This window comes from Streptomyces sp. NPDC090021, from assembly GCF_044748225.1.
Lineage (GTDB): Bacteria > Actinomycetota > Actinomycetes > Streptomycetales > Streptomycetaceae > Streptomyces.
This window is the reverse complement of record NZ_JBIVFO010000012.1, coordinates 69,950-93,807: the sequence shown is the minus strand read 5'-3', so window position 1 is coordinate 93,807 and position 23,858 is coordinate 69,950. Positions and strand designations below refer to the sequence as shown.

Genomic DNA, 23,858 nt, shown 5'->3' with positions numbered 1-23,858 from the left:
TTGGGGTCGAGAGATCGCTGTCCGGCGCCCATGTCGCCCGCAGAATGGTTGCATGCCCTGCGCCGGTCTGGAGCGGGTTGCCCATACGGCGCAGCCGAGCCGACCATGCCGGCGGCGCCCCGTGATGATCGGCGCGCAGCAAGCGCGGGAAGGTGATCCGAGCCTGTTCGGGCACAGTGCCCTCAGGCAGCGAAGCCGATGTTCGTCACGTACTCGTACTGGCCCCACTGGCTGCCCAGGTCCGGCAGGACACCGGTGGTCCAGGCGTCGTCGAGGGCGTGGCTGTCACTGGTGGTCCAGGCGGTCACGATGTGGTCCCAACGGCGGACGTTGATGTGCCGGTACTCGAGGGTGCGCCGGTGGGGTGCGGAGACCTGGGACTGGTCGAGGGGGTGGATCTCCACCCGGGTGCCGCCGGAGGAGTTGAGACGCTTCAGGAGGTGACGGGCGACGTTGTGGCGGCGCACCGTGCGGTAGGCCTGTTCGACGCGTTCCAGGTTGGCCTTCGACGGGTTCTGTGTGCCGGCGAGCCATGCCTTCAGTGTGCGGTCGGTGACGGTCAGCCCAGCCGCGCGAGCGGCCTTCATCGCCTTGGGTGACGTCGTCAGGTAGTGGAGGCGTGCGAGCAGACCACGCGAGGTGGTGACGGGAGTGACGATGAAGTCGACCAGTGCGTCCAGGCGGCGGGCGACGAGCTCGCTTCCCCTGGTGCCGCGGGCGCCGAACTTCCCGAACTCGTGATTCCGGTCCGGCATCAGGCTTCTCCTCCCGCCTCGTTTACGCCACAGGCAGCGTATTCGTCTTTCACCTTCACTTCGGCAACGCCGCGGCCCTCGGGGAAGACCTTGCGCCAGTCACCGATGACGTGGAGCTCGTCGGTGCCCATGGCCCGGACGACGGTCAGGCCTTCGTCGTGGGCCTTGAGGGCCTTCATCCACAGGTTGGCGAACGCCTGGGAGCGGATCAGATGCATCCAGTCCGGACGGTAGAGTTCCCGGTTGTAGTTCGAGGCTCCCATCGTGGAGACGAACTTGGAGTACATCGCCTTCACATACTCCAGCGTCACCTCGTCATCCGTGGCGATCGCAGCGTCGCGGGCGTCCTTGAGCGCGATGCGGAATTTCTCCAACAGTCCCTCGGTGGCTCCGGAGGTGAACGACTCGTGGATCTCGGGCGGCTCGCACAGCCCGTACTTCGGGCCTGACAGGCGCAGCAGGAGGCGCAGTGTGGGCTCGGTGACCCACAGTGGGCCCGGTTCGTCGCGCTGTCCGATCGGGTTCGGCAGCACGTCGTCATGGTCCCAGCGCGGCGGGGTGATCAGGTGGACGCCTGCCCGGCGGTGGTCGTGGTCGAATCCTGTGGAGTGCTCCAGCTGGCCCAGTGGGAGGTGTGTCTTGAGGGCGGACAGGTAGGCGCCGTTGATGTCGAGGGCGGTCACCTTGTGCTCGCCTGGCGGCAGCTCGGTCCGCGTCCACTTCGGCCGGGCTTCCCACACCTGGTCGGGGCCGCGCGCGGACTGCTTCTTGAGAATGTCCGGCATCCACGGATGGGCGATCACGTCGTACCTGCCGCCCTTGCGTGTCTCGTCGAGCAGGGTCATCGCGTCCGGGATCGCCTTCTTCACCAGCGCTGCCGTCGCCGCTTCCGTATCGCCGCCGTGTGCTTCGAGCGCGGCCCGTACCGATCGGCCGATCAGGTCGGCTGACTCGCTGGGGAGCTGCACAGCGCGCCGGGTTGCAGAACGGTGGCGGTCGGCGGCGGGCCGCTGCGGCGCCGGGGCGGAAGGCTCCGGCTGGCGCGGGGCAGGTTCCACCGCGCCGTCGGCTGCGGGCGCGGCGGCGTGGCATTCGGCGGCGTCCAGGTGCTGGGCGAACCCAGCCATCCGCTGGGCCGCCGGGTGACCGCACAGCACACATGGCTCGCTGTCGGCCAGCTGGATCACGCCCTCGTCAGGCTCGACGTTGTCCGCGCCGCCGGACGCGGGCTTTGGCGGGGGCGGCGTCTTTGCGGGCGCGGGTGTATCGAGCTTGGCGGCCAGGCCGTCGAGGAAGTAGCCGTATTTCGCCCGGGTCTCACCTGACGGGTCCCGGCCCGCTTCCCACGCACTCAGCGTGGAGGCACTGATTCCGAGCGCGCGGGCCACCTGTGCCTTCGACAGACCGGCCTGCTCACGCAGGCCCCGGCGCACCTCAGCCTCCGGAAGTTTTGCCTCGGGGCCCACTGAGGCGAGCAGCGAGTCGATCGCGTCGAAGTCGCTCATCACACCGCGGCTTTCAGATGTAGGTGACGGGGTTGCGGGACAGGTGCGGGCTCGGGGTGGGCCGGCCCACGCGCGGGTCACCGCGCAGCAGGTCACCCTCGAGGGCATAGCGGTCGCCGTGCTTGGAGATCCCGGTGATCCTCGCGACGGCGAGCACGATGCCGTCGGTGTTGATGATCTGCACTTCGTCCTGAGACAGAGCCCGGTCGGCGTTGAACTTCCACACCCCGCGCCCCGCCTGCCAGGCCTCGTCCTCAGGCATCCCTGGATGCCATCCGACCGTGGCACGCCCCAGGCGGTCGTCCGCGCCGGCCGGCCGCTCGGCTCCCAGCTGAATCTGCAGCACCCCGTCCACCCTCCCGTCATTCAACTCTTTAACTTGTTGCCAAGTTACCAGCGACTGGGAGACTTCGCAACAAGTTGAAGAGTTATCGGACTGATCAACGGACCGCGCGGGCGCACCGGCAGCATCAGCGGTTCGAACGCCGGTACGGCCTCGTCGGGGCGTACCTGGTTGCGGACGCGTTCGCGATCACCGGCTGGTGGTGGCGCACGGCGGTCATGGAGTGCTGGGCACGGCGGGCCCAGCGTGCCGGGCGGCCGGAGAGCGACATGGAGTCGGCCTGGCTGTGGATGTACCCGGAGGCCGTCGCGGTGGCACGTGTGCTGCTGGATTACGATCGGCAGCGTGCGATGCGACCCTGCGGGCCGTGGACAGCGGCCGAGGCGCAGCTGCTGGAGCGCCTGGCGCAGCTGGCCGCTGCGCTCGAGCTGCCGTCCGGGACGTGGCAGATCCCGGTGGCACAGTGGCTGCACCAGCATCACCGGTGCATGCCGCCGATGGCCGGGGCGGGCCGGCCGGTGACGGCGCTCATCCACGCCGACGACACACAGCAGCAGTCCCTGGTCGAGCGGTGCTGTCTGCCCTGGGACTGGAGCGACCCGTCCGTGCCCGTGTGACGCCGGCGCGGAAGTGCCCGTTGCCGCCCGCAGACCACAACTGCGCTGGTTCGGGCTGGCGTTCGCTATGTCCTTCATCTGGGTGTTCGGCTGCTCGGTGGCTGCGGGCACCACCCTGCTCGGCGGATCATGGAACGGGTCTGCCTGAGGCGGGCCGCTGTGCAGCGAGCTGTTGGAGGGGGACGCGCGTGCCGGATGCTCCCCTCAACCAGCAGACGATCACCGTCTGCTATCTCGACCGGTTCGGGCGTCGGCGTGAACTGCCGGTGGAGCAGGCCGCTCCGGTGCCGTTCGAGTAACTGGCGCCCCTGCAGATGCCGGTGCCCTATCCGGGCCGGCAGTCCTTCGTCACCAAGGCCTGGGCCTCGGCCACCGGCCAGTCACTGGCGTGCGGTTCACTGCGCCAGCAGCGCTGCGCAATGCTGCTGGACCGGGATCCGGAGGTGGCCGCGCGCAGCGCCGGGCCGATGGAACTGCACTGGACGCGGGACGGCGGCGTACAGAGCTTGCGGCCGGACTTCGTCGCCTTGCGGGCGGGGCGGCGGGAGGTCATCTGTGTGCAGCCGGAGGAGAGCACCGACGGTTGGCGCGCTGGGCAGGAACTGCTGGCCCGGGCCGCCTCGGTGGCCGGCTGGCGGGTGCGGGTCATGCGGCCGCCGGATGGTGTGGAGCTGGACAACCTGATGCTGCTGTACGCCGTCCGCAGCCCGCAGTGGCTGTCCCCGGACGATGCCGAGGCGCTAGCCCGCCACTTCACCTCGGCGCGCACCATCCGCTCCGGGGTGCGCGCGGCGGGCCTGCCCACGTGTGCGGGCGTGGACCTGGCCTATCACCTGATCTGGAAACGGCGGCTGCACACCGACATGACCAGGCTCCTGACGCCGTCGTCGACGGCATGGCTTGGTGAGGACGGATGACCGCACCGGACGGCACCGACACCCTGGCCCTCGGCGACACCATCACCTTCAGCGGAGCACGCTGGCTGGTGACCGCCTTTCACGGTCCGCGGGTCTTCCTCACCGTGCCCGGGGACACCACAGCCGAGCCTTTGATCATCCTCCAGCCGGTGCTGACGTCTGCGAAGGACTTCGCAGTCCTGAGCCGTGAGGCTCCCCGCACGGTGATCTCCCACCGCGGGCACGAGCTGAGGGCCCTGCCCGCCGCGGTGCGCCGCGAGGTGACTCGGTGGGAGCGCATCGTGAAGGAGGTGCTGCACCAGCAGGCCCCAAACGTGCCGGCGACCAGCCGGCCCAAACCCGCCTTCGACCCGGAGCTGCATCCCCTCAAGCAGCGCTACCGCACCAAGGCCGACCAGTTGACCGCGGCCGGCTGGCCGACCTCACCCGCCACCGTCGAGCGCAAGTGCCTCGCCTGGCGCAAGGAGGGCCTGCTGGGGCTGATCGACCGGCGTGGCCAGCGCGCCGCCTCCGCGCACGGACGCATCGATGAGCGGGTGATCGACCTGGTGTGGGAGACCCTGGACGGTGAACGCGAAGCGGGGCTGTCGCCGGGCACCCTGTCGCGGTTGATCGGCCGTGTGCAGCAGACGGTTCGGGTCCGCTATGCACGTGAACTCGCTGACGCCGATGCGGCCACCCTGGCTGCGCTGCTGCCCAGCCAGGCCACGTATTATCGGCTGCTGCAGCGTCTGGGGATCACCGCGCACAATGCGCATGTGGTCGCGGCCCGGCGTGCGGCCGGCCCGCCGGTGTCGGTGACCCGGCCCGGCAGCCGACGGGCGACCACGGCACGGTGGCCCGGGGAACTGGTGCAGATCGACACCACTGGGCTGGATGTCCTGGCTATGGGTGACGACGGGCAGGTCATCTCGGTGGAACTGACGATCGCGATCGATGTGGCCACCCGCAGCATCGTCGGTGCGCTGATCGTGCCCAAGCGGTTTCGCCGCACTGCCGGTGCGGGCAGGTGGCTGGGCGGGCGGGCCACCCGCAGCTTCGACACGGTGCAGGTCGTGGCGCAGAGCACCGCGCCGCTGCCTGTACGGCCGTGGTGGGCCCCGGAAACCTTTATGGACGGCTCGGATCTTCCCTTCGCGGAGCTGCTGGCCGCCGATGAGCGGTTCGCTGGTGCGGCCGCCAGGCCGGTCATCAAGCCCGAGACGCTCGTCGTCGACCACGGCTCACCGTTCGTCTCCGCGGACTTCACCCGCTCCTGCAACTCCCTGGGTATCGAGGTGCGCGAGGCCCGGCTGCGCACCCCCGTCGACAAGGCGATCGTCGAGCGCGCCATGCTGGCGGTCAAGACCGGCTTCAGCCAGCACCTGGCCTCCTACACCCATCAGCGTCTGGACCTGCGCGGCAAGCACGTCCGCAAGCAGCCGCTGTGGACGATCTCTCGGTTGCAGGAGCTGTTCGAGCAGTGGGTGGCGCTGCACTGGCAGCAGACCCCGCACGGTGCGCTGCGCAGCCCGTTCACCCCGGGGCTGAAGCTCACCCCGAACCAAATGTATGCGGCGCTGATCTCGCTGCGCGGCTACCGTGCCACGGCGCTGACTGAGGGCGAGAACCGCAAGCTGCTGCCGACCGTGTGGGTGCGCATCGACCGCAAGGGCTTCCAGATCAACAACCGCACCTACAACCTGGACAAGGGGGCCCTGGATCCCTTCCGCGGCTCCTCCGGGCTCGCGGCCTTTCAGGGGCGCTGGGAGGTGCACTACTCCCCCAATCAGCCCGAGGTCGCCTGGCTGTTCGACCACCGGGCCGACCCGGATGGCGACCCGTGGGTGGAGGTGCCCTTCATCCACCGGCACCTCCTGCGCGACCGGTGGACCGAAGAGAGCTGGGAGCAAGGACTGCAGGTCCACTTCGCTGCCGGCGGGCACCGCCGGGACGAGGCGGCCATCGCCCGGGCCACACAGCGTCTGCTGTCCAAAGCCGCCGATGGGCCGGGGCCCGACGACGAGCCCGCTGTCTCTGCTCGTTTCCTGCCTGCGCCCCGTCACCGAACGGTGGCGCCCAAAGAGCCCTATGCCGCCGGGATGCCACCGCTTGATCCACAATCGGTGCGGCCTTTCCGCCGCCTCGATCGCCCCGCTGCACAACTGTTCACCACCGGCGAGCCCGCACAGGACAGCGGGCAAAGCATCGATGCCTTCCTCGCCTCGCTGCCCGAACTCAACCCGCCCGCCGACGGCGACACCGGACCAAGTGGCCAGCAAGGAGAGGACCGTTGAAAGTCCCGGTACGTGATCCGCAGTCCCCGCCCGCTCCCCCAGCCGCGTCGGCCCCCGACACCGCCCGCCCAGCCCCCGCCCCTGGTTCCGCTGCCGCCACAAGACCCCTCCTGCGCCGACAGCGAGGAGGAAAGGGAGAACGACCCCCGCGTCCGCTACCACGCCGACCTCGGCCTGATCGAGACCACCGACATCCAGCGCGGACTGCACCTGGCACGGCGGATGCTGCGGCGAAACGGCGAATCCCGACAGATCGGCCCGCACATCGCCATCGACAGCGACTACCGCGGCACCGGCAAACGCACCCTGCTGCACCACATCGGCATGGGCCACCAAGGGCGCCGCGAGAAGCTGCATGGCATCGACGACACCCGCATCCCGGTCGTCTGTATCAACGCCCCGCCCACCCCCGGCACCCCGGCCGACTGGTCCGCCGCCCTGGCCACGTTCCTGGGCTGGGACCTCTACCGCCCCGACACCGACAACCGGCCCGTGCAGCGCATGAAGGACTTCACCGGGCCCGCCGTGCACGTGATGCGCACCCGCCACGTGGAAGTGTGCCTGGTCGACGGGATCGACCGACTGCGCACCGAGGACCTGCAGCCCACCTTCGACTTCTTCGACTACCTCGCGGACGAACTGAGCCTGACCATCTTCTGGAGCGGCATCGGCTCCAGCGACATCCTCCGCGAAGCACGCACCGCCCGCTTCCCCGCCCTGCGCCGCACAAGCGACGCCGCACCGCTGCGCCAGCGGGCCGTACCCACCTTGTGGGTCAACCGGCTGCCGCCCCGCTGCCCCGAACACCCCGACGAGTGGCCCCGCGCCCTCGCCAGCTTCGACGTGCCGGCTCCACCTGCACCACCACCGGCCCGGCAGCCTCCTGAAACTCGACGAAGAGCTCTACGAGATCACCGACGGGCTCATGGAGAACCTCACCCCGCTGCTCAGCATGGCCGCGCAGATCGCCATCCTGGATGCCACCGAAGCGATCACACCCGAGGTCCTGTACGACGCCGCCCGCTACCTCGACCTGCCCGGGGCAGACAAGAACGACAAGACATACTGACGAGCCGCATCCACCAATTCACCGCTGATGACCCAATATGCTCGTCATTAGTAGATTTCCGATAACTCGCCAACCCCAGACTCACTTGCGCACAGCGTCCGTGATGCTGTCCGACCGGCGTCATCGTGTGGCCACCCCCGGGCAAGGGGCCGTTCATGGTGATCCGCTCATTAGCTTGGAAGCGAGGCGAGATGGGATCGCACCCGTCGGCTGAGCTGAGCTGCGCATCGAGTGTCGCGCACAAGCGTGGCCAGGTTGCGCCACACGATCCGGCGGATGTCCTCGGGTGTCATCTGGTGGTGGCGCGCGAGCGCCTGCTCTATCAGGGCGACGTTGCCGGGGAGCGGTGGTCTGGAGCTGCGGTCTCCGAAGGGGTGGTCGGTCTCGGTCAGGACACGGTCGAGAGGGATGGCTTCCAGCAGCGTGGTTTTGCGTATGGCGGAGGCGTTGAGGGAGAAGTAGCAGCCGAGGCCGACGGCGCGGGCGGTCAGAGCGGGTTCGCCGAGCCACCAGTGGAGGACCATGCCGGGTGCCGGGGACCGTTCGAGTTCGTCCAGCACCTGCGCGCAGGCGGCGTAGCTGTGGATGCTGGCGATGCGCGGGGTGCGGGCGAGCACGGCGAGGACGCGGCGGAGGGTGGCCTGCTGGCGGTCCATCGGGACACGGCTCTTGCCGTCGAGTCCGATCTCGCTGACCAGTGGGGTGCGGTCGATCAGCTGAGAAGCCGTATCTCAACCGAACATGATCCCTTGATTTCTGCTGGTCAGGCATGGTTTTGCTCGGGGTGAGGGAGGCATGCGGCGTCTTGTGTCCGCTTCGTGGTCGAGGGGTGCGCGGTGGTGTCGGTGCTGGGAATGCTGGAGGAGCGGGAGTCGGCTGCCCGGGTGCGGGTGGAGGGTCTGCGGGAGGAAGCCGCGCGGTTGGCTGAGGTGTTGGAGGCCGCGGAGATCGAGCTGGACCGGCGGGTGATCGCGCGGGAGGAGCTGGTCGAGGCCCTGGCGGCTTCTGCCGCCGAGTCAACTGCCGTGACCGGGGCGGAGCAGGAAACGGTGCCCTCACCGGTGCCGGGGTCGGTGGTGCCGCCCTGGCGGGATGGGCTGCCGGTGAGTGTGCTCGCGCCGGACTACCAGCGGATTCTGGGCGTGCTGGAGGAGCGGCGGTCCGCGGGCAAGGGACCGGTGAAGGCCAAGGAGATCGCAGTGGAGCTGGGCCTTCAGGCGACGCCGGGGAAAGTCGAGGGGGTGCGCTCGAAGGCCAGGCGTCTGGCAGAACGTGGGTGGCTGCTGCTGGAGGCGTCGGGGATGTTCAGTGCCGGCCGGCGGCCCGTGGCCGTGCCAGACGCCGGCTCATCCGCGTGACCATCGACCACCGGATCATCGCCTCGCTGCTGGCGGGCAGGGTCTCGTAGTCCCGGGCCAGACGGCGGGAGTTCATCAGCCACGCGAATGTGCGCTCTGCCACCCACCGCCTCGGCAGCACCACGAACCCCTCCATGTCGTCGGTCCGCTTGACGATCTCCAAGGTCAGAGCGAGTTTGTCCCGGCACCAGCCGATGAGGCCGCCGGTGTAGCCGCCGTCGGCCCAGACGAGGGTGATGTCGCGGTGCAGGCGGCGCAGCCGGGTCAGCAGGCCCGTCGCGGCGTCCCGGTCGCCGATGTTCGCGGCCGTGACGCAGACGACCAGGAGCAGACCGAGGGTGTCGGTCACGATGTGCCGTTTGCGGCCTGGCACCTTCTTCCCGCCGTCGTAGCCGCGTGAGGCGGCCGGCACTGTCGCGGCGGCCCGCACCGACTGGGCGTCGATGATCCCCGCCGTGGGCTCGGCCTCGCGGCCCTCGCGTTCACGGACCTTCCCGCGCAGCCGGTCGTGGAACTCGGCGATCAGCCCGTGCTCGCGCCAGCGGCGGAAGAAGGCGTAGACCCGGCCCCATGCGGGGAAGTCCGCGGGCATCGCCCGCCAGGAGATCCCGCCCGCGACCAGGTAGCGGATCGCGTCGAGCATCTGGCGGTGGCAGTAGCCCTTGGGGCGTCCGCCCCGTCCGTTCAGCCAGGCCGGCACCGGCAGCAACGGCCGGATGGCCGCCCACTCCTCGTCCGTCATGTCCGACGGATACCGCCGCACCCGGTCGGGATGGTCGGCCGCGTTGCCGTACACGTGCGCGAGGCAATCACACGATGGTGCAGCCGAGTTGAACCGGACGGGCTCGGACGCGTACAACAAGGACACCAGGGCCTCCCGGTACTGCTCGGTCAGATTCGCATCCCCGAGCTACCGAGAGGCCCTGCCTTCATGCGCGCACAACGGGAAGATCGCCCAGATGGGAAGCCTGTTCGAGCCGCATGTTCCATGATCGGTTGAGATACGGCTTCTGAGGCCAATGCAGAACAGGCGGGTGGCAGAGATCCAGTTTCCGGCCTGTCGGTCGTAGCGGGCGGCGTGGATGATGCCGCGGGGGATGAAGCGGCTGAGTTCGGGGTTGGGCGCGGACTTTGCGCCGGTGGCGGCTGCGAGCGCGTACTGCTTGGCGGCGATGGGCAGGCCGAGTTCGCTGTAGAGGCGTGCGCACAGCAGCAGCATGATCAGGCCGCCCTCGAGGGTGTCGCCGCGCAGCCAGTTGACCTTGGCTTGGTGGATCTCCTGGAGTGCTTGCGGGAGGCGGCCGCCCTCGATCAGGGCGTGGCCCCGGGACTGGGCGCGTTCGCCTCGTGCACTCTGGCCGGTGACTCGGTCGGTGGCCTGATCGAGCAGGTCACGGACATCCCGGTAGAGCGGATGGTCCACCAGTACGGGGGTGAGGTAGTCGAAGAGGTCAGCGGTGTGCTCGATGGGGAACAGCGGTGCGTTGTCCAGGTGGTGGCCTAGCCGGAGCAGAATGTTCATGGCGGTGTCGAGGTCCGTGAGCGGCGACCGCGTCTGGAGAGCAGGTACCGGTTCACCGGCTTCCACCGCTTCGAGGACGGATGCGGTGACTTCCGCGACGGTCGGCAGATCCTCGGGCACGGATTCGAGGCTGGCGGTCATGTCGGTGTGCAGGGCCAGGCGGGCCCGCATGGCCAGCAGATGGGCCATGGCATTGGCTGGCGGGCTCGCGTCCAGCAGGCCGTCGATCTTGTCTGCCAGCAGGCGCTGCCAGCCGCACAGGTCGTCCGCGTTCAGGGCGGTGAGATTGCGAATCAGTGCCCCGAATCCGTATCCGAGCAGCACGACAGCGTCCTCGAGGATTCCCAGGTCGGTGAGGGTGTCGTCGCCGGTGATCATGTCGAAGAACTCGCGGGCCAGCCGGTCCGCCGAGTACATGTCGCCAAGGCCGCGCAGGGTGGCCACGACGATCTCGTAGCGGGCCCGCAGAGCGGTGCGCTCCCCCTCTGCGGCGGCCTGAGCCGCAGCAGTGGAGCTCCGTCGTGCAGCATTCCACCGCAGCGTTCCTGACGTGCCGAGTGCTGGGGCACTGCGGCGAACTCCGCTGTGCAGGGCGGTCGCTGACTTGGTGGCGGTGGGCGATTCCGATGGTGGTGCCACAGTCGTGAGCCAGATCACTCCAGCGCCTGCACGAACTCACCGCTTCGGGCGACGCTGCCCGCACCGCCTGGAACAAGGCTCGCAACTCCCACCAGCGCAACCACTGGGACCGGTACACGTTCACTGTCCACCGCGCCGACCGGGGCGACGGAACCGAGGCGGACCACCGCGTGATCCGGGCCAGAGGGCACGTGCTGGTCCAGGAGCGCGGGCAGCTCCCGGCGGCGAGAAGGACGGCGACCTGCTCGGGGTGCACCGCGGGGAACTCCACCTCACCACCGGGGTAGACCAACAGGCCCGCGCGGACGAGATGGCTGACGGCCGCCGCGCGGTCACCCGAGGCCTCATCGGTGGCAGCGGGACCCCCAGGGCCTCCGTCAGCCGGTCCGCAGCCGCCCCCGCCCCGTATCGGACCGCGCAGCGCGGCCCGGACCGTCTCGGGGTCGACGGCCTCGGGCCTCAGAGCGTCAGGCCGCAGAGGGCGGGAGAGGTCCCGCGGGGTCTGTCTCCCCGTGGCCGTTGACCGGGACTTCGAGGCCCCACCGGGCGTGGTCTCGCACGAGCGATGCGCGGGCGACGGATGCATGGATGCTCTCCCTTGCGACGACTGCCCAGGCCGCTGCGGGCTCACCGGTGAAGTGCGGTCCGTCGAGGGGAGCGTGACGGGGCCGGGCGGCTCCTTCGTCCCCGCGGGCGTGCGTCTGGTGTTCCACAGGTCCTCCAGAAGGGGTGGGTGAGGGTTGGCTCGCTCCGGCATTCATCCCGTGAGCAGCAGAGGCTCCGGCTTCTGCGAAACGGTTGAGTAGGCGGTTGCTGCCCAGCGGAGAAGGACGGATCCGACATTCATGCCGCCGCCGAAGCCGGAAAGGAGGACGACGTCGCCTTGGCCGAGCAGGCCCTGGCGGTGGACGAGGTCGAGGGTGATCGGCACGGACCCGGAGCCGGTGTTTCCGTATCGCTTCAGGGCGAGATGGAGTCCGGCGTTGTGCAGACCGAGGTCGGGCCAGACTTCGGTGAGCATGACGCCGTTCGCCTGGTGGGGAATGAAGTGGTCCACCTCGCTGGTGGATATACCTGCTTTGGCCAGCAACTGGTGGAGGGCAGTCGGCAGGTTCTCGTGCACGAAGCCGCGTACGCCGCGGCCGTCCATCCGGAAGAAGTGCTGTCCTGCTTCCACCGATTCGGCTGTAGCGGGTATGCGGCTGCCGCCGGCGGGGACGCTGATGAGCCGGTGCTGGTCTCCCCGTGTGATCAGGCCCGTCTCGAGTACTCCGAATCCCTTGTCCACGGGACCGAGGACCACGGCCCCCGCCCCGTCCCCGAAGAGGATGCAGGTCTTGCGGTCGGTGTAGTCGAGGATGCGCGAGTAGATGTCCACGCCGATGACGAGGCCGTATTCGCCCTCTGGCTGTCCGCTGAGCATCCGGTCGGCCACGGTGAGTGCGTAGACGAAGCCGCTGCATACGGCGTTGACGTCGAACGCGGCCGCGTTCGTGGCGCCTATCAGGCCTTGGACGATGCTGGCGGTGGCCGGCTGTGGGTGATCGGGCGTCGACGTGGCGAGGACGATGAAGGACAGTTGCTCGGGGCGCAGGCCCGCCTGGGCCAGTGCGTTGCGCGCGGCGTGGGCCGCGAGATCGGAGGTTGCCTCATGGGCGGCGGCTCGTCTGCGCTCGTGGATGCCGGTCTTGCGGACGATCCATTCCGGGGTCACTCCGGCGCTCGCGCCGATCTCCTCGTTGGTCACCACGGTGGTCGGGACGTAGGAGCCGGTGCTCACGATTCCGGTGGAACTCATGGTTACTCCTCGATCCGTGACGTGCTCGTCCTGGGCGGGCCGTCACAACGGGTTGGACTACTGGGCTACGGCAGGGGCGAGCCGGCGCCACCCTGAGCGGTCGGCGTGGCCGGCGAGGATCGAGTCGTCGCCTACCACCACGGGGCGTCCCACGGCGCGGAGCATCGCCAGGTCGCTGATGTGGTCGCCGTACGCTGTCGAAGACGGGAGGTCGAGCCCCAGTACGGAGCCGGCGGCCTGCACGACGCGGCCCTTGGCAGTGCCGATCATGGGCGTCAGCACTTCACCGGTGAACTGTCCGCGGTGGATCAGCGGGCGGGTGCCGTATGCCCGGTCCGCACCGAGCCAGGTGCTGATGGGGTTCAGGCACGCGGAGAACGACCCGGAGATGAGCAGGATGCGCTCGTGCGCTTCCTGGTGCCTGTGAAGTTCGGCGACCGTCTCGGGGAGGAAGAGGCCCTGCTCCAACTCGTGCTCGAACCACAGCATGCCTGCGGTGGTCACGTGTCGCACGTTCTCGCCGGCGTAGAACCGGTAGTAGGCGCGGTTGATGGACTCGCGTGGGATGCCGAGCTTGGCAGCCGACTGCAGTTCCCCGTTCAGGCGCTGGTATGTGCTGTCCGGCTCGCCCCTCAGCCTGAGGTAGAACTCGAGGAACCGGAACATGCTCTTGACCCTGATGAGGGTCTCGTCGACATCGAAGAACGCGGCAGTGCGTGGTGTCATGACGCTCTCGTTCCTGTCAGGTGGGGGGCCGGTGGTGGTCACTGGTCACCGGCCCTGCAGGCGGCCGAGCGAGAGGCTGAACCTGCTGATCGGCTCGCCGCCCTGAAGGGCGGTGAGGTTGACGACGAGTTGTTCGGCGAGGTCGCGCGAGGCGAGGGAATCGGACTGCAGTGTGCCGCCCTGGGTGTAGTAGACCTCCGGCTCTCCGCGCCGGCTCTCGATGAAAGCGCTCATCGTGGTCTTCTCGTCGAGCTCGCCGAAGCGGGTGAAGACGACGCTCATGTCCGTCATGAGCGTCCTTGCCGCAGAGATCCCGCACCGGTCCAGGGCGGTGAACAAGGCGAGCTGTCGGGCGGCCTCCGCGAGGACCATGCCCGGGATGTGGTCCTGCGGGTGGTCGAACATGCTCGGGTGGCCGCCGGGGAGGTGCATCGTTGCCGTCGCGACCTCTCCCGCTGTGTCCGCGTCGAGCAGGACGACGTTTTCCCGGGCGGCCCGACCGACGAGGGAAGGGGCCACGAGGGTTCCCGTGACCTGGGCCAGGGGGGAGGCGGAGGAAGGCAGAGCGCGGCCGTTGCGGTTGCTCGTACGGAGCCGGAGGTAGCTCTCGGGGCTCTTGAACCGGAGGCCCACGGAAGCCTGCCCGATCATCACGCCGTTTACGGACAGGCGGATCTCGTAGTCGAGGCCTGTCGTGCGCCCCTCGCGGAGTTTGACGTTCCCGGTCTGTATGTCCATCCGGACGGCGAAGACGGAGTCACCGACCGTGGTGAGCTCGGGGTGCGCGAGGTGGATCCGCAGGTGCGTGAGGATGAATTTGTGGTCCTGCGGCACGCCGAAGAACTCGTGCGCTCCGGCCAGCGCGGCCTGGCGGGCGGCCTCGAGCAGCAGGATCGGGTCGTAGGTGTTGGGGCGCAGCAGGTGGTCCCCGTAGTAGGCGTGTGAGCGGGGGAGCTGCGCGGCGGCGACGTAACCCCCTGGTGCGAGGGCCGGCTGGAGGTCGGTCACGAAGACCTCGCCGAGAGAGTCCCGGTGTACCAGTCGGCGGTCAACGGTGCGCTCGTAGGACAGCGCACGGTCCGGCTGCGGTGTTGATTTGCCCGCGCGGATCGAATCGATCGAAACGGTCGTCATGGATGGCCACTCCCGGTGAAGTCAGCGCTCGGTGAAGGTTCGACGGCGTCCAGGCCGGCGGCGTGCTCCATGGAGCAGCGAGGCACGTCACCCCTGTATAGATCAGATCTCTTACATCTGTCAAAGGTCAGATGGTCTAGGCAAGTTGGGCTGCCATAGGTGATCGCATGATGTGGCGAGATGTGCTTGTTCTCAGCTCTCAGATGTTGTTATGGTCCCTGCCGGACCTAAGATCTCTTATAGTCTTGAGACGTCGAACCGAAGGAGCTGTTCATGCCTGCCAACGCCCTCGTGGTGACCGAGGTCCTCGTCGAAGAGTCCGCCGCTGACGCAGCCGTCGAGGTGTGGCGCAAGCACAACGCCGCCCACCCTCAGGAGGGCCGCACCCTCTACCGAGGACTGGAGGACAACTCGCTCCTGGAACTGCTGCCCGTCACGGGCCCGGACGCCGTGTCGGCGCTCCAGGCGGATTGGCGGACGCTGTGGACCGAGCTGACCCCGATGCTCGTCACCGACTTCCGCCGCCAGCTGCTCGAATTCGTCGAAGCGCCGAAGTCCACCGATGACCTCCTGCCCGACACGAAGTACCTGCAGATGCGTCACGTCGAAGTGAAGCCCACGGTGTTCGAGGCGTACCGGGAGTGGCGGGACCAGACGATCTTCGACGTCGTCCGCGGTGCCGACGAGGTCGAGGTGTTCCTCGCTTACCACTCCGTGCTGAGCACCGAGCCCGGAGTCATGTTCGTGTCGGGATTCAACGTCGAGCCCTCGCAGTACACGGCCGTGTTCACCGACGAGCGTTACCAGGAGATCGTCCGCCAGGCCGGCGACCGCTACATCACCGGCGGCGAGCGGGGCCTCTACACCAAGATCTACGCCCGCATCGAGGGCTGATCCGCGCCGGCGGACCGTGGAGGGGAGAGACGTGCAGGCACACAACCGGTCTGAAGGCAGAACGCATCTGAGAGCACCGGCCATCGGTGCCGTCTCCACGTGCCTGGTCGTCGCCACGGTCTACATGACCCAGCCGATCTTCCCGCAGATCGCACGGTCACTCGACGTGGAGGCGGTGGACGCACGGCTTGCGTTCTTCTTCGTGAGCCTGGCGTATGCGCTTTCCTTCTTCGTCTTCGGCCCCCTGTCCGACCGGATCCAGGCGAAGTCGTTGGCGATGTGGGGAACGGCGGTACTCGTCGTACTGCTTGCGGGAGCCTCACAGGCGGGCAGTTTCGCCGTGCTCGTCGTGGCTCTCGCCGCGGCCGGGGTCGCCGCGGCGGCCGTACCGGCGGCCACGCTGGCCCTGGTGCCCCGCATCGCACCACCAGGGACGGCAGGCACCTACTTCGGGATCGTGATCGCGGCTTCGGTCGCCGGCATCACCGTGGGGCGCTCGGCCACCGGCCTGGTGGCAGGCTGGCTGGGATGGCGCCAGGCCATCCTGCTCCTCGCGCTGCTCAACGCCGTGTGCCTGGTGGCTCTGGCATTCCTGCCGCGCACCGACCTGCCTTCTTCCGGTGGCCGGGCCGTGCGGCAGGCCTACGGTCAGGCGCTGGGGATGTTCGGGCAGCCGAAGGTGGCCCGCCTGCTCGGGGTCGGCGCCCTGCTGTTCTTCGGCTACCTCGGCGCCGTCACCTTCCTCACCTTCCGGCTGGCCGCCGAACCGTTCGGCCTCGGAGCTTCCGCCATCGGCCTGGTGAGCGCGATCGGCCTGGCGGCCCTGTTCGGTGCCCCCTTGTCCGGGGCGATGATTCCTCGGTTCGGCGCCCGGCGGGTGGTCCTCCTCGGTCTGCCCACGGCACTCGCGGGAATCCTCGTCCTGGCCATCGCCCCGACCACGCCCGGCGTGGCGGCCGGTCTGCTCCTGGTCTTCCTCGGCGTCTTCTCCTGCCAGCCCGCGGTCCTGGTGCTGCTCGCCGCCGTAGTACCGGAGCGCAACCGTGGAAGTGCCTCCTCCAGCTACATGCTCAGCTGCCTCTGCTCGGGGAGCCTCTCGACGATGGCGATGGGGCCGGTGTGGACGGCCTACGGCTGGCCCGGCGTGGTGACGGCGGCGTGCGTGGCGATCGTCGCGGCCGTGCTCCTCGCCTCGTGGGCCACGCGCCGGGATGCCCCCGCCACTTCCGCTCCGCTCGACCAATCAGTACAGACAAGCAACAAGTGAGGGTCACGATGGGCCAGGTCCGCAACTACGAACTCAGCCTTACCACTCAAGGGCCGACCTATCCGCCCAGCGAGGTGATGGACGAAGACGGCAACTTCATCGTCATCGGCCGCGTGAACCGCACCGGCCCCGACGGGCGGACCCGCTCCGACTGGGGCGCGGCGATCGTGGCCGCGGACAGCCCCGTGCCACCGTTCGGCGAGAACCACCCGTACATGGTCCTCAAGGAACTCCCGCTGGACCCGGATGAGCTGTCGGCGCAGGACCGCGGCCGGGTACTGCACACCCTTCCGCTGCCTCTTCCCTGTGCGAACTACCCCATGGTCTTCGCCCCCGAGCAGTGCCCGGACGCGGACGAGGTACGCCGGCCCAGCCACCCCTTCCACGCCGTACCCATTCCCGACCTGCGTCCGGAGGACGGACCGAAGGTGACCGCGCCGATCACCCTCGGCCAGTGGGTGCGGGCCCGCGGGCAGCTCGAGGTCAGCGTGACCGATGACGAACGTGCGGCCCGGTTCTCCTTCGAGTTCAGCGACCTGATCCCCCACAGCGTTTACACGATCATGTCGCTGCGCGAGCACGACCTCGACCCGGCCGGCCCCACACGGCCCGGGCCCCTGGGAGTGCCGAACGTGTTCGTGACCGATGAGACCGGCCACTCCACCTACAGCGCGGTGATGCCCCATCCGTTCCCGGCCCCCGGGACGCCTGGCGCCAACCGCATCGTCAACATCGTCGTCCTCTGGATGAGCTACCAGCAGAGCTACGGCGGGGCCATCGGCTGGTTCGGGCTCGGCGGTGACATCCACGCCCAGCTGAAGCTGCCGACGGCCAGCTTCCAGGAATTCATCACCGTTCCGTAGTCACGATTCCCGAGAGAGGAAATGACGTGGCCAGGTCCAAGACAGCTGGAGGCGTCGCCGGCGGCGTCATCAACGCGCTCGCCGGCGGCGGAATGTTCGCGGTGGCCAAATCCGGGTTCGACCACCTGGATCCCTTCCATCTGGTGTCCGCCCGGTTCGCCGTGGCCGCGATCGTCTTCGTGGCGCTGCTTGCCGTGAAGGAAGGCATCGGCGCCCTCAGGTTCGATGGGAGGATCCTGAAGCTCTGGTGGCTTGGGACGATCGGCTTCGCGGGGTTCAACCTGTTCGTGTACGTCGGACTCCAGACCATCCCGTCGCAGAGTTCCGCACTCGTGATCGCGACCATGCCGGCCCTCACCGTGCTGGCGATCTGGGCACGGAGCAGGAAGCGCCCGCATGCAGCCACCCTCGGATTCGTCGCGATCGCCCTGTTCGGCGTCGCTCTGGTGCTGGGCAATGGAAACCCTCTGAGTGTGGTGACGGGTGGCGTCGGCTTCGGTGGACTGCTCACTCTGGTCGGCGCGGCAGGATGGGTGATCTACAGCACCGGCGCCGCGGCCAACTTCCCGGAGTGGTCCCCGCTGCGCTACACGACGCTGACCTGTCTGCTGGGCACGGTCAGCATCCTGGTGATCACCGCCCTCTCCTCCCTGGCCGGCTGGATACCCAGCACAAAGTTCGAGGACTACACCGCCTCCTGGTGGCAGATCCTGTACATGGCCATCCCCGCCAGCGTCATCGCGATGCTCGGCTGGTTCACGGCGATCCGAGACCTCGGGCCTGCCAACGGAGCACTGTTCGTCAACCTCGTCCCGGTGACCGCGTTCGTGGTGCAGGCCTTCCTCGGCCACGTGCCCACCGGCCCCGAGATCGCCGGCATCTGCCTGGTCCTGGGCGCCCTGATCGCATCGAACTTCTATTCCCGTCACCGCGCTGCCAAGGAGGCAGCCGCAGTCCTGCAGCCGCGGGCAGCGGAGCCCGTCCCCGTGCCCACCGGCAAATAGGAGGAGAGACCGATGACACGCACCACTCGACTCCGCGAACGAATACGGCGCACGTCGGAGGCGTTCGCAGGCACCTACCAGCGTCGCAGCCCGGCTGTGCTGAGGATCAGCGTGGGCGTGCTCTTCCTGTGGTTCGGAATGCTGAAGTTCTCCCCGGCGATGAGCCCGGCCGAGGACATCGCCATCCATGCCATGAGTGTCATGACCTTCGACACCGTTCCTCCCGAGGCCTCCCGGCCGTTGCTCGCGGTGATGGAGGTCGGGATCGGGCTGGGACTGGTGACGGGGGTGCTGCTCCGGCTGGCCCTCACGGTGTTCTTCGTCCACATGACGGGGGTCTTCGCCACCCTCGTACTGCTGCCGGACGAGGTGTGGTCCACGACCCCCTTCGTCCCCACGATGGACGGTCAGTACATCATCAAGAACATCGTCCTCATCGCCGCCTGCCTCACGGTTGCCACAGCGCATGTGCAGGTTCGCACCTCACCGGACGACGCACCGGCCGAAGCCCCGGTGATCCCGGCCCAGTCCGGTGACCGCTCCGCTCCCCCACGGCCCGTGGGCGCCGGCACGAGCGTCCGATAACCCCTGATCTTCGGCAGACACCCCCTGGTGCGCCGACCCCATGACCTCCCCTGCCCCCGTGGCGCGGCTTCGTGCTGCCTTCACGCGGCGCAGGGCGGGATTTCACACATCCACAAGTGCACGACAACGAAAGGCACCCATCATGAGCAGGGTTCAGATGATCCAGCCGTCCGAGGCCCAGGGCGAGTTCAAGGACGCGCTCGACACCGTCCAGAAGGGAATGGGAGCCGTCCCCAACCTGGCGAAGGCTCTGGCCAACTCGCCTGCGGTCCTCAAGGCCTACCTCGCGCTGTCGGGTGCGGTCGGCGCCGGGCTCGCGGCCCCCATCCGCGAGCGAATCGCTCTTGCCACCGCCGAGCACAACGGGTGCGACTACTGCCTGTCGGCTCACACCTACATCGCGGCCAACGCGGCCAAGCTTCCCGAGGCCGAGATCGAGGCCGCGCGTGAGGCGAAGTCCGAGTCCGCCGAGGCGCAGGCCGTCCTGACGTTCGCCCAGTCCGTACTGAAGAACCGCGGCGCCGTGACGGACGAGGAGCTCCAGGCCGTCCGTGACGCGGGATTCGGTGACAAGGCGATCGTCGACATCGTCTTCTCCATCTCCCTGAACATCCTCACGAACTACTTCAACCACGTCGCGGAGCTGGACATCGACTTCCCCGTCGTCCACGCGCACCCGCACAGCTGATACTCCAGCACTGAGGGCCCGCGCCTCCCGAAGGAGGTGCGGGCCCTCAGTCATGTGTGGCGCCGGCTCACATGCCGCGAACCTCGGCCACCGTGAAGGGGCTGTTCGCAACACCCGGACTCATGGGCCCGCCCTTGTCGCACCGGGACCGGACCACATACAGCCGTCCTTGCCGGCGGACCAGCGTGGTGGGCATCTGCAGGCTGGGGTCGGTGAGCTGCTTCTCCATCGTGGCCGTCATGCCGCCGTCGTCGGCCACCCGCGAGCGGCTGAGCATGTTGTGCGCGCAGTGGGCGACCCAGAGGGACCCGCCTTCCATGTGCATGCCGTCCCCGTGGCGCGGGGTCGCCCCGTGCAGTTCGGCCTTGTGAACCGCGCCCGTGGCGACGTCGAGGCGGTAGAGATCACCCGGCCGCCCAGTCCACGGTGAGGAGGAAGCGGCCGGCAGGGTCCGCCTCGATGCCGTTGAGGGCTGCAATCCCCTCCCGGTGGACACGGTCGCCGGGAAGGGGGAAAGCCGTCACGACCGGCCGCGCCACTGCCTCAACCGTCTCCCCGGCGTCGACAGTGTCGGCGGCGGCCGGTAGGACTGCAGTCCGGCCAGGGCGAGCCCAGTAGTGGCCAAGGGGCGGGGTGTCTGCGTGAACTGCACGTTTTCCTCGCCTCTCCCCAGAGTCATCGCGATACAGATGAATGTAAGAAATCTTACATAGATCCGACTCTTGATATAGGTTGGCGGCGACCGTACAGCCACCTCGGAGGGGGATGTGAAGGGGATGGACGCACGACGCCTGCGATCTGTGACCCGGGAGCCGTGGGCGGAGTTCGCCGCCGGGTTCTCCCGGCGGATGCTCGCCTCGCTGCCGCGAAGCGATCAGCGTCTGAAGGGGGAGAGATACATCTCGGGGCTGCTGTCCGTGCCCGGCCGCAAGACGATGCGCTCCATCGCCGCTTCCGGCGGCGGAGGGGCGGCGGAGCAGAGCGTGCACCACTTCATCAGCAAGTCCTCATGGGACTGGCTGCAGGTACGAAAGGCACTCGGCCGGAACCTCGACCGGACCGTCCGCCCCCGGGCATGGGTGGTTCACCCCATGACCATTCCCAAGTGGGGCCGGCAAAGCGTCGGCGTCCAGGAGTCCTACGTCGCCCAGCTGGGACGCGTCGTGAACAGCCAGCAGGCGTACGGCCTCTGGCTCGCCAAGGAGGAGGTGAGCGCTCCGGTCAACTGGCGACTGGTGCTGCCCCCCGGCTGGCTGAGCGACGAGCAGCGACGCAGGCGCGCCGAGATACCGGACGGTCTCGTGGCCGCCAGCGCCGAGCAGACGATCGTCAATGCGGTCCGCGAGGTGGCCGAGGGCTGGGGGATGGAGCGGCGCCCGGTGGTGCTCGACGGCCGCCAGATGGCGGACGCCGCGGCGCTCGCCGATGAACTGTGCCGCCTCGGCATCCCGTTCGTCATGCGGATCAAGGATTCCGCGCCACTGGCCTCCGGAGATCTCACCGCCGCGGGGGATCGCCGTATCGAGGCACGCCACCTCATGCAACGCGTCCGCAGATCGGCGCTCCCCGTCCGGTGGCTGGAGCCCGAATCCGACCAGGCCGAGGACTGCGTCCTGGCGGCCCGGACGGGTGTGGCCTTGCCCCGGTCGGCCGCGTCCGCCGAGGCCGGCCCCAGGCGCTGGCCCCTCGCGCTGGTCGGTACGTGGAGCGCAGGAGGCGGCAGGCCCGCTGAGCTCTGGCTTTCGAACCTGCTCGCCCCGCGCGCCGGCGACCTGCTGCGTCTGGGGCGGCTGATCGGCCGAGTGGAGGCAGACTCAAGGATCATCGCCGAGAAGGTGGGCATCAAGGACTTCGAAGGCAGGTGCTTCGGCGGCTGGCACCGTCACGTCACCTTGTGCTCGGTCGCCCACGCCATCGTCGCACTGTCATCCGGCTCCACCGACAGGGCTGTCGACGGGGGCCTGCTGAGCGCCTGACGGGGACTTGCCAATCAGCGGAGGGGGCGGCACCGACAGATGCCGCCCCCCTTCGGCATGCGCGCAGGCCGTTCTCGCGCACACCTGACAAAGAACAAGCCGTTCCCGTGGAGGCCTTGAGCAGGACCATCCTGATTCGGATGCCCATCAGAGGCTTTATTGTTTGGTTAATTAATCATACCAATAACCGATTTGGCCATATTTCAGCGCCGCCCTTGAGGCGGCTGCGGTCTCAAATGCTGGGATTTACAAGCGTGTTGGCCACGCTCCGTCACCGATCAGGTGCGCCCGTTCTTGCCTATGTTGATCTCACCGAACACGACAGCGACCAGTAGCCGATAGCCAGCGGGCCAGGCCAATCGTCGCGAATTCCTCCCGGGAGACACCATGAGTCCTGCCATGAAGTCGATCCGCCGCGGACGGCGCGCCGGTATCTCCGTCGCCGTGGCCGCCGCACTTCTGGGCACGGTCGCCATCACCGGCAGTGGCACCGCCGCCGCGGCGACCTCCGTCGATGCCGCCTCGGCGGCCTCGGAGCAGTCCGAGGCCGCACAGGACGGCGACAACCTCGTCATCCAGTGGAACAAGATGGCCTACGACGCCTCGGTGAAGACGGCCGCGAAGACCAACGGCCTCAAGCGCCCGCCCCTCGGCAGCCGCGTGTACGCCACCGTCCACTCCTGCATATACGACGCCTGGGCCGCCTACGACTACAAGGCGGTCGGGACGCAGCTGGGCGACGACCTGCGTCAGCCCTACTACAAGCGGACCCCGGCCAACCGGAAGGCTGCGATCAGCTACGCGGCCTACGACGCGCTGACCTACCTCTTCCCCGACTTCAAGGCCGACTTCGACGCCAAGATGACGGCGCTCGGCTACGACCCGGCAAACACGGTGCGGAACACCAGGACCCCGGCCGGCGTGGCGCACACGGCCTGCGACGCCGTGATCAAGGTCCGCACGGCGGACGGCTCCAACCAGGACAACAACTACGCCGACACCACCGGCTACACGCCGGTCAATCCGCCGCAGAACCTCGCCGCGTTCGACAAGTCGACGATCGTGGACCCGAACCGGTGGACCCCGCTCACCAACAACGGTGTCACCCCCACGTTCGCCACCCCGCAGTGGGGCGACATCACGCCGTTCGCCATCAACAACGCGGCCGACTTCCTGCCGCCCGCACCGCCGGCCTACGGCAGCGAGGCCTCGCAGGCCGACATCAAGAAGCTGATGGAGGTCAACGCCAACCTGACGGACCGCGAGAAGGTCATCGCCGAGTACTGGCTGGAGCGCTCCGAGACGCCGACCGGTCACCAGAACCAGTGGGCCCAGTTCATCTCGAACCGCGACAAGCACACCCTCAGCGAAGACGTGAAGATGTTCTTCACGCTCAACCTGGCGATGGGCGACGCCGGTATCGTCGCCTGGAAGACCAAGGCGCACTTCGACTACTCCCGGCCGATCACGATGATCCGCTACGACCAGTCGGGCAAGTCGGTGCAGGGCTACGGCGGCCCGGGGCAGGGCACGCAGACGATCGACGGTTCCGCGTGGAAGCCGTACGTCACGACCCCCGCCTTCGCCTCCTACGTCTCCGGCCACGCGGTGTGGGGCGCGGCGGCAGCCGAGTCGCTGAAGCTGTGGACCGGCAGCGACAAGTTCGGTGACTCCTTCACCTTCAAGGCCGGCACGTCCACCTTCGAGCCCGGCCAGACGCCGGCCGCCGACGTGACGCTGAAGTGGAACACGCTGAGCGAGGCGGCTGCCGAGGACGGCATGTCCCGGATCTACGGCGGCGTGCACTGGACCTTCGACAACCTCGAGGGCCAGAACGTCGGACGGAACGTGGCCAAGGCCACCTACGACAAGGCGATGCAGTACATCAACGGCACTGCCTGACCCGAACGTGAGCCCGCCTC

General features: G+C 68.5%; 23 protein-coding genes. 13 read left to right on the top strand and 10 right to left on the bottom strand.

Going from position 1 to position 23,858, the window contains the following annotated elements:
• Positions 1–182: 182 nt before the first annotated feature.
• From ACIPXC_RS12070 to ACIPXC_RS12060, 3 genes are read right to left on the bottom strand one after another with little or no spacing between them, the layout of a single operon-like run.
• The gene (locus tag ACIPXC_RS12070) at positions 183–755 is read right to left on the bottom strand and encodes a transcriptional regulator (protein ID WP_401616042.1); all 573 of its coding nucleotides are present in this window, start codon (positions 753–755) and stop codon (positions 183–185) included.
• Positions 755–2,260, bottom strand: a complete 1,506-nt coding sequence (locus ACIPXC_RS12065; protein ID WP_401616040.1) for a helix-turn-helix domain-containing protein — start codon at positions 2,258–2,260, stop codon at positions 755–757. Before ACIPXC_RS12065 ends, ACIPXC_RS12070 begins: the two co-directional genes overlap by 1 nt.
• Before the next feature lie 13 nt (positions 2,261–2,273).
• Positions 2,274–2,522 carry a hypothetical protein gene (locus ACIPXC_RS12060; RefSeq protein WP_401616038.1) on the bottom strand — a complete coding sequence of 83 codons (249 nt, stop codon included), beginning with the start codon at positions 2,520–2,522 and terminating at the stop codon, positions 2,274–2,276.
• A gap of 158 nt (positions 2,523–2,680) precedes the next feature.
• Here ACIPXC_RS12060 and ACIPXC_RS12055 point away from each other — a divergent pair, with 158 nt between their 5' ends.
• The 4 genes from ACIPXC_RS12055 (at position 2,681) to ACIPXC_RS12040 (ending at position 7,547) form a co-directional block, all read left to right on the top strand.
• Positions 2,681–3,220, top strand: coding sequence for a hypothetical protein (locus tag ACIPXC_RS12055; RefSeq protein WP_401616036.1), 540 nt, complete (start codon positions 2,681–2,683; stop codon positions 3,218–3,220).
• 314 nt (positions 3,221–3,534) lie between these two features.
• Positions 3,535–4,137: a hypothetical protein gene (locus ACIPXC_RS12050; protein WP_401616035.1), complete on the top strand. Its 603-nt coding sequence runs from the start codon at positions 3,535–3,537 to the stop codon at positions 4,135–4,137.
• Positions 4,134–6,413, top strand: coding sequence for an integrase (locus tag ACIPXC_RS12045; RefSeq protein ID WP_401616033.1), 2,280 nt, complete (start codon positions 4,134–4,136; stop codon positions 6,411–6,413). Before ACIPXC_RS12050 ends, ACIPXC_RS12045 begins: the two co-directional genes overlap by 4 nt.
• Before the next feature lie 12 nt (positions 6,414–6,425).
• The gene (locus tag ACIPXC_RS12040) at positions 6,426–7,547 is read left to right on the top strand and encodes a hypothetical protein (RefSeq protein ID WP_401616031.1); all 1,122 of its coding nucleotides are present in this window, start codon (positions 6,426–6,428) and stop codon (positions 7,545–7,547) included.
• A gap of 105 nt (positions 7,548–7,652) precedes the next feature.
• On the opposite strand, the gene ACIPXC_RS12035 is transcribed toward ACIPXC_RS12040, so the two are convergent.
• Complete coding sequence (locus ACIPXC_RS12035) at positions 7,653–8,180, bottom strand: TatD family hydrolase (protein ID WP_401616175.1); 528 nt, start codon at positions 8,178–8,180, stop codon at positions 7,653–7,655.
• Between the two features lie 156 nt (positions 8,181–8,336).
• Between ACIPXC_RS12035 and ACIPXC_RS12030 the strand changes: the two genes are divergently transcribed.
• A complete protein-coding gene (locus ACIPXC_RS12030) occupies positions 8,337–8,840 on the top strand; it encodes a hypothetical protein (RefSeq protein WP_401616173.1) in 504 nt (167 codons plus the stop codon).
• On the opposite strand, the gene ACIPXC_RS12025 is transcribed toward ACIPXC_RS12030, so the two are convergent.
• The 5 genes from ACIPXC_RS12025 to ACIPXC_RS12005 form a co-directional block, all read right to left on the bottom strand.
• A complete protein-coding gene (locus tag ACIPXC_RS12025; RefSeq protein ID WP_401616171.1) occupies positions 8,788–9,582 on the bottom strand; it encodes an IS5 family transposase in 795 nt (264 codons plus the stop codon). The genes ACIPXC_RS12030 and ACIPXC_RS12025 overlap by 53 nt on opposite strands.
• A 168-nt stretch (positions 9,583–9,750) precedes the next feature.
• Positions 9,751–10,806 (bottom strand): hypothetical protein, encoded by a 1,056-nt coding sequence (locus tag ACIPXC_RS12020; RefSeq protein ID WP_401616030.1) that lies wholly within the window; start codon positions 10,804–10,806, stop codon positions 9,751–9,753.
• A 952-nt stretch (positions 10,807–11,758) separates the two neighbouring features.
• Positions 11,759–12,799: a 3-oxoacyl-ACP synthase III family protein gene (locus ACIPXC_RS12015; protein ID WP_401616028.1), complete on the bottom strand. Its 1,041-nt coding sequence runs from the start codon at positions 12,797–12,799 to the stop codon at positions 11,759–11,761.
• A gap of 57 nt (positions 12,800–12,856) precedes the next feature.
• Entirely contained in the window at positions 12,857–13,525 is a 669-nt protein-coding gene (locus tag ACIPXC_RS12010) for an HAD family hydrolase (protein ID WP_401616026.1), read from the bottom strand.
• Between the two features lie 45 nt (positions 13,526–13,570).
• Positions 13,571–14,659, bottom strand: coding sequence for a ScbA/BarX family gamma-butyrolactone biosynthesis protein (locus ACIPXC_RS12005; protein WP_401616024.1), 1,089 nt, complete (start codon positions 14,657–14,659; stop codon positions 13,571–13,573).
• A 273-nt stretch (positions 14,660–14,932) separates the two neighbouring features.
• On the opposite strand from ACIPXC_RS12005, the gene ACIPXC_RS12000 reads away from it, so the two are divergent.
• The 6 genes from ACIPXC_RS12000 (at position 14,933) to ACIPXC_RS11975 (ending at position 19,960) form a co-directional block, all read left to right on the top strand.
• Positions 14,933–15,553: a hypothetical protein gene (locus ACIPXC_RS12000; protein ID WP_401616022.1), complete on the top strand. Its 621-nt coding sequence runs from the start codon at positions 14,933–14,935 to the stop codon at positions 15,551–15,553.
• A 16-nt stretch (positions 15,554–15,569) separates the two neighbouring features.
• On the top strand, positions 15,570–16,820 hold the full coding sequence (locus ACIPXC_RS11995) for an MFS transporter (protein ID WP_401616020.1): 1,251 nt from the start codon (positions 15,570–15,572) through the stop codon (positions 16,818–16,820).
• Positions 16,817–17,683, top strand: coding sequence for a hypothetical protein (locus tag ACIPXC_RS11990; RefSeq protein ID WP_401616018.1), 867 nt, complete (start codon positions 16,817–16,819; stop codon positions 17,681–17,683). The genes ACIPXC_RS11995 and ACIPXC_RS11990 overlap by 4 nt, the downstream gene beginning before the upstream one ends.
• 26 nt (positions 17,684–17,709) lie before the next feature.
• Complete coding sequence (locus tag ACIPXC_RS11985; protein ID WP_401616016.1) at positions 17,710–18,687, top strand: DMT family transporter; 978 nt, start codon at positions 17,710–17,712, stop codon at positions 18,685–18,687.
• Between the two features lie 12 nt (positions 18,688–18,699).
• The gene (locus tag ACIPXC_RS11980) at positions 18,700–19,272 is read left to right on the top strand and encodes a DoxX family membrane protein (RefSeq protein ID WP_401616014.1); all 573 of its coding nucleotides are present in this window, start codon (positions 18,700–18,702) and stop codon (positions 19,270–19,272) included.
• A gap of 142 nt (positions 19,273–19,414) precedes the next feature.
• Entirely contained in the window at positions 19,415–19,960 is a 546-nt protein-coding gene (locus ACIPXC_RS11975) for a carboxymuconolactone decarboxylase family protein (protein WP_401616012.1), read from the top strand.
• 67 nt (positions 19,961–20,027) lie between these two features.
• Here the strand turns inward: ACIPXC_RS11975 and ACIPXC_RS11970 are convergent, their stop codons facing one another.
• Positions 20,028–20,285: a superoxide dismutase gene (locus tag ACIPXC_RS11970; RefSeq protein ID WP_401616011.1), complete on the bottom strand. Its 258-nt coding sequence runs from the start codon at positions 20,283–20,285 to the stop codon at positions 20,028–20,030.
• A 451-nt stretch (positions 20,286–20,736) separates the two neighbouring features.
• Between ACIPXC_RS11970 and ACIPXC_RS11965 the strand changes: the two genes are divergently transcribed.
• The gene (locus tag ACIPXC_RS11965; protein ID WP_401616009.1) at positions 20,737–21,936 is read left to right on the top strand and encodes an IS701 family transposase; all 1,200 of its coding nucleotides are present in this window, start codon (positions 20,737–20,739) and stop codon (positions 21,934–21,936) included.
• Positions 21,937–22,323: 387 nt separating this feature from the next.
• A complete protein-coding gene (locus ACIPXC_RS11960) occupies positions 22,324–23,838 on the top strand; it encodes a vanadium-dependent haloperoxidase (RefSeq protein ID WP_401616007.1) in 1,515 nt (504 codons plus the stop codon).
• The last annotated feature ends 20 nt before the right edge of the window (positions 23,839–23,858 follow it).

Bases quoted from the DNA above. Each gene is read 5' to 3' on its own strand.
- ACIPXC_RS12070 (WP_401616042.1), bottom strand. From the start codon at position 755: ATGCCGGACCGGAATCACGAGTTCGGGAAGTTCGGCGCCCGCGGCACC.
- ACIPXC_RS12065 (WP_401616040.1), bottom strand. From the start codon at position 2,260: ATGAGCGACTTCGACGCGATCGACTCGCTGCTCGCCTCAGTGGGCCCC.
- ACIPXC_RS12060 (WP_401616038.1), bottom strand. From the start codon at position 2,522: ATGCCTGAGGACGAGGCCTGGCAGGCGGGGCGCGGGGTGTGGAAGTTC.
- ACIPXC_RS12050 (WP_401616035.1), top strand. From the start codon at position 3,535: ATGCCGGTGCCCTATCCGGGCCGGCAGTCCTTCGTCACCAAGGCCTGG.
- ACIPXC_RS12045 (WP_401616033.1), top strand. From the start codon at position 4,134: ATGACCGCACCGGACGGCACCGACACCCTGGCCCTCGGCGACACCATC.
- ACIPXC_RS12030 (WP_401616173.1), top strand. From the start codon at position 8,337: ATGCTGGAGGAGCGGGAGTCGGCTGCCCGGGTGCGGGTGGAGGGTCTG.
- ACIPXC_RS12025 (WP_401616171.1), bottom strand. From the start codon at position 9,582: ATGACGGACGAGGAGTGGGCGGCCATCCGGCCGTTGCTGCCGGTGCCG.
- ACIPXC_RS12015 (WP_401616028.1), bottom strand. From the start codon at position 12,799: ATGAGTTCCACCGGAATCGTGAGCACCGGCTCCTACGTCCCGACCACC.
- ACIPXC_RS12010 (WP_401616026.1), bottom strand. From the start codon at position 13,525: ATGACACCACGCACTGCCGCGTTCTTCGATGTCGACGAGACCCTCATC.
- ACIPXC_RS12005 (WP_401616024.1), bottom strand. From the start codon at position 14,659: ATGACGACCGTTTCGATCGATTCGATCCGCGCGGGCAAATCAACACCG.
- ACIPXC_RS12000 (WP_401616022.1), top strand. From the start codon at position 14,933: ATGCCTGCCAACGCCCTCGTGGTGACCGAGGTCCTCGTCGAAGAGTCC.
- ACIPXC_RS11980 (WP_401616014.1), top strand. From the start codon at position 18,700: ATGACACGCACCACTCGACTCCGCGAACGAATACGGCGCACGTCGGAG.
- ACIPXC_RS11975 (WP_401616012.1), top strand. From the start codon at position 19,415: ATGAGCAGGGTTCAGATGATCCAGCCGTCCGAGGCCCAGGGCGAGTTC.
- ACIPXC_RS11970 (WP_401616011.1), bottom strand. From the start codon at position 20,285: ATGCACATGGAAGGCGGGTCCCTCTGGGTCGCCCACTGCGCGCACAAC.
- ACIPXC_RS11965 (WP_401616009.1), top strand. From the start codon at position 20,737: ATGGACGCACGACGCCTGCGATCTGTGACCCGGGAGCCGTGGGCGGAG.
- ACIPXC_RS11960 (WP_401616007.1), top strand. From the start codon at position 22,324: ATGAGTCCTGCCATGAAGTCGATCCGCCGCGGACGGCGCGCCGGTATC.